3 protein-coding genes are annotated in these 5,029 nt (G+C 63.4%); all 3 read left to right on the forward strand.

The window, feature by feature from the left end; translation table 11 throughout:
* The coding region (locus ACTOXK_RS12010) for a Stp1/IreP family PP2C-type Ser/Thr phosphatase (RefSeq protein WP_482279993.1) at window positions 1–1,224 on the forward strand (1,224 nt) is incomplete at its 5' end.
* A gap of 7 nt (window positions 1,225–1,231) precedes the next feature.
* Window positions 1,232–4,015, forward strand: a complete 2,784-nt coding sequence (locus ACTOXK_RS12015; RefSeq protein ID WP_217968729.1) for an FtsW/RodA/SpoVE family cell cycle protein — start codon at window positions 1,232–1,234, stop codon at window positions 4,013–4,015.
* Between the two features lie 97 nt (window positions 4,016–4,112).
* A partial coding sequence (locus ACTOXK_RS12020) for a protein kinase domain-containing protein (RefSeq protein WP_482279994.1) occupies window positions 4,113–5,029 on the forward strand: 917 nt, incomplete at its 3' end.

Below are 5,029 nucleotides of genomic sequence, written 5' to 3' on the forward strand. Positions count from 1 at the left end.
TGCGTGCGCGACCACAATGAAGACTCTCTGGCGGTGGCGCCCCCGCTGTATGTGGTGTGCGACGGCATGGGCGGCCACGCCGCCGGCGAGGTGGCCTCTGAGATCGCCGTAGATGTTATCTCGCAGCGCTCGCCCGACCACGCCGATGCGGCCGCGCTCGGCCAGGCGGTGGAAGAGGCGAACCTGGCTGTTATCAAGGCGGCACGGGAGGGTGTGGGCCGTGCGGGTATGGGCTGCACCTGCACTGCCGCTATCCTGGAGAAAGAACGCCTGGTCATCGCCCAGGTGGGCGACTCGCGTGCCTATCTGCTGCACCAAGGGAAGCTCCAGCAGCTCACCCGCGACCATTCTCTTGTGGCCGATCTTGTCGAGGCGGGGCAGATTACCGAGGCCGAGGCCCGGGTGCACCCCCAGCGCTCGGTCATCACTCGCGCGCTGGGCAGCGACCCGCGCACCCAGCCCGACCTGTTCGAGATCAACGTGGAGGCAGGCGACCGTCTGCTTTTGTGTTCCGACGGCTTGTCCACCATGCTGGAAGACCCCGAGATCGAGAAAATTCTCAAGAACGCGAGCGACCCGCAGCGCTGCGCCGCGCAGCTCGTGAACGAGGCCAACGGTTTGGGCGGTTACGACAATGTGACTGTCATCGTGGTGGATGTGACCGGCCTGGCCGAGCAGCGTCAGCGTAAGATGACCCGCCGCGCCCGCGCGACGGCTATCATGCTCGGCGTGCTGCTGGTGGCGGTACTGGCCGGGTGCGTGTACGGATTCAACTACCTGGCGACCAATTCCGCCTATCTGGTCGATCAGAATGGAAAAGTAGCTATTTATCAGGGAGTTCCCGGAGAGTTGTTTGGCTTTTCGGCCCACAAGCTCGTGCGCGCCACCGAGGTTTCCACCGACGATCTGCAGCCGGGAACGGCCAATCGCCTGCGTGAAGAGGGCATCAAAGTGGACAATCTGGACGCCGCCGAGTCGCTGGTGAAGGAATACGAGACCGAAATCGCCGAACGTCGCACCGCCGACGAAGCTGCTGCTGCCCAGGCCGCTGCGGCTGGGCAGCAGAGTGGCAGCGCCGATGCGCCGCCGTCCTCTGAGGGGGCGGTACCCGGGGGAGCCCAGCCTGATGGCGGCGCTCCGACCTCCGGCGACGCCGCTCCTGCTGACGAGAGTGCGCAGCCTGCGGCGACGCCCGCAGCCGACCCGGCGCAACCTGCGAGGTGATGCGCTCGTGACGCGCCGCAACATAGAGCTGCTGCTTCTCGTCATTGCCTCGCCCATCGTCATCGTGCTGTTCGCGATGATGGTGGTCACGGGCGGTCAGGAGCTTTCCGTGAACACGCTGGGGGTTCCCCTCGGCATTTTCGCGGCCTTCATCGTGGCCCATCTGGCCGTGCGTTGGCTCGCGCCTGCGGCTGATCCGGCGCTTTTGCCCATCACATTCGCGCTCTCGGGTATCGGCATCGCCTTCGTCACGCGCATTTCTCCTGATCACGCTGTTGGTCAGGTTGTCTGGCTGTTTATTGGCGTGGCCCTGCTCGTGGTCACTCTGGCGCTTGTGCGTAATCTCGACAAGCTGGCCGGGTTCAAATACACCCTGGTGATCGTCGGCATTTTGCTGCTGCTCTCGCCCATGATTCCCGTCATCGGCACCGAAATTAGCGGCGCTCGCCTGTGGCTGCGTTTTGGCAGCTTCACCTTCCAGCCTGGTGAGATTGCCAAAATCCTCATCGTGTTCTTCATTGCGGCCTATCTGGCGGCCAACCGCGAGATGCTGTCGGTGTTCACCCAGAAGGTGGGTCCGGTGCACCTGCCCAGCCTGCCGACGCTGCTGCCCCTCATTATCATGTGGGCGCTCGCCTTCGTGGTGGTTGTGCTGGAGAAGGACCTGGGCTTGGCTCTTGTGCTGTTCAGCGTGTTCGTCATCATGCTGTACGTGGCCACGGGCAAGAAGATGTATCTGGTGGTGTCCATCGGCCTTGCTGCAATTGCGGCCGTGGCGCTTTATGGCATCATGGGCCATGTGCGCACCCGCGTGGAAATTTGGCTCGACCCCTTCGCCTACGCCCAGGAGGGCGGCTTCCAGTTGGTGCAGTCGCTGTTCTCCATCGCCGATGGCGACCTGTTCGGCACCGGCATCGGTCGCGGCATGGGTGGCGGCCCGGTGTCCGCCGGCGGTATTCCCGTAGCCGAGAGCGACTTCATCTTTCCTGTCATTGCCGAGGAAGCGGGCCTTATGGGTGCAGCGGGCATGCTGCTGCTGTACCTGTGCTTCGCCATTCGCGGCATCGTGACGGCGGCCCGAGCCAAGTCCGATGTCAGCTCCTTCACGGCTGTGGGCCTTACCTCCATCATCGTGCTCCAGGCCTTCATCATTGTCGGCGGCGTCACCCGCCTTATCCCCCTGACGGGCATCACGCTGCCCTTCGTCAGCCAGGGCGGCTCGTCGCTCATCGCCAGTTTCATCATTTTGGCCTGCCTTCTGCGCTGCGGCGACGAGGGCACGGGCGTGGGCGAGGAAATGCGCCAGACCGGGGCCATCGGCGCCCACGGCGGAGATGCCGTGCTCGGGCGTGTGGCGCTCGGCAAACGCCTTACCGGTACGATGATCATCTTCTCGGCGCTGTTCGCTGTGCTCGTCGCCAACCTCACTTACCTGATGGTGTTCAAGGCGCCGGAGTACCAAGCTATGCCCAGCAACAACCACACCATCGCTCGCCAGGCGAAGATGGAACGCGGCACTATTTCCACCGTTGACGGGGTGGTGCTGGCCCAATCGGTGCTTCAGGATGACGGCGGCTACCGTCGCGAGTATCCTGCGGGCGATTTGGCGGCCCATGTGGTGGGCTACTCGTCCCAGAAGTTCGGTACTGCCGGCATCGAGGCGGCCTACAACGACACGCTGCGCGGCGAGCAGAACTTCGCGAGCTTCACCGATGTGGTGAACTCTCTGGCGGGCATTCAGACGAAGGGCAACGACGTTACCCTGACCATCGACTCCAAGATTCAGCGGGCGGCTCAGGAGGCCCTGGCCGGCAAAGTGGGTGCCATTGTGGCCATGAACCCGGAAACCGGCGCCGTGTACGCCCTGGCTTCCTCGCCTACCTACGACGCCGCCGACTACGAGGCGTTGCTGACCGCGGCGGCCGACAACAGTACTGATTCGTCGGAGCTGTACAATCGCGCCACCCAGGCCCTGTACGCTCCGGGCTCCACGTTCAAGACGGTCACCTTGGCCGCCGCCCTGCAAGACGGTATCGCCAAGTCCGACTCCATCTACGACTCGCCCGGCGAGATGGACATCGGCAACGCGCCGGTCACCAACGTGAAGAAGCGCTCCTACGGCAAGATCACTCTGGCCCAGGCCATGTGGTATTCCTCGAACACCGTGTTCGGCCAGGTGGGCGTGCAGTTGGGATCCGACCTGCTCGTGAACATGGCGTGCAGTTTCGGCTTCAACGAGCAGATTGACTTCGATTTGCCCCTGGCCATGTCGCTCATGCCCGACCCCGATGAAATGACCGAATGGGAGACGGCGTGGGCCGCCTGCGGCGAGCCGGTGGGCGAGCACGAGAGCCCAGCTGGTCCCCAGGCCACTGTCATGCAGATGTGCATGGTAGGATCGGCTATCGCCAACGAGGGGGCCCTCATGAAGCCCTACCTGGTGGACGGCATTTACAACGCCAACGGGGAACGGGGCTTCACGCCTATTCCGATGAAGCTGAAGCAGGCCATCGACAAGAAGACGGCCGAAGAGGAAATCGAAGTGATGAAGGGTGTGGTGACCGAGGGTACCGGTTCGCGGGCGGCTATTGATGGCGTGTCCGTGGCTGGCAAGACGGGCACCCACGAGCGTGGAGACGGCGACGACGACAGCTGGTTTGTGGGGCTCGCCCCGGCCGACGATCCGAAGGTCGTGGTGGCAGTGGCCATCGAGCGCGGCGAGTCGGGCGCGGGCGCCAGCGCGGCCCATGACGTTATGAAGACAGCTCTCGAAGTGACGGGGGCGCTATAGTAGAATGAAGGAACTTACGCGAGTCCATAGACACACAGCAACGCAAACGCAGCAGATGGAACGTTAAGGAGCAACGAAAGTGACCGGACAGGGAACCATGACAGGCAAGGTCTTCAACGGCCGTTACGAGATAAAAGACCGCATCGGCATCGGCGGTATGGCCGAGGTGTACCGAGCCCAAGACAGCACGCTTGGCCGTGTGGTGGCTGTGAAGGTGATGCTGCCGCAGTTTGCGGCCGATCCCTCGTTTACCCAGCGTTTCCGCCAGGAAGCGGCTTCGGCGGCGAACTTGCAGAGCCCTTATATCGTGAACGTGTACGATTGGGGCCATGATGACGACACCTACTTCATCGTCATGGAGTTCGTGCGCGGATCCGACTTGAAGACTGCTATCCAGCAGCGCGGTGCCATCAACCAGCGCAAAGCCGCCGAGATCGGCAGCCAGGTGTGCCAGGCGCTGACTGTGGCCCACAATCAGGACATCATCCATCGCGACATCAAGCCCCAGAACATCATGGTGCAGCCCGACGGCAACGTGAAGGTGATGGACTTCGGCATCGCCCGAGCCAAGAACTCCGTGAACGACAAGACCTCGGCGGTGTTGGGCACCGCGCACTATATTTCGCCGGAACAGGCCCAGGGCAAAGACCTCACTGCAGCCAGCGACATCTACTCGCTGGGTATCGTGCTGTACGAAGCGGCTACGGGCAAGCTGCCCTTTGACGGCCCCGATGCCGTGTCGGTGGCCATGCAGCAGGTGAAGGACGAACCCACCCCGCCGTCGGCCATCAACCCCGATATCGACCCCGATCTCGAGGATATCATCATGGTGGCCCTGGCGAAGAACCCCCAGGCCCGCTTTGCTACGGCCAACGATATGCGCATGGCCCTGAACGACTATCTGGCGGGTCGCCCCGTGACGCTGCCGGGGGGCGCCGGTTTCACGAGCGCCCGCACCCAGATGATAGGCGCTCCTGTGGGCGTGAACACCGCTGCGGCCACGGCCGTTATGGG

The sequence above is a fragment of the Adlercreutzia sp. genome (assembly GCF_056795635.1).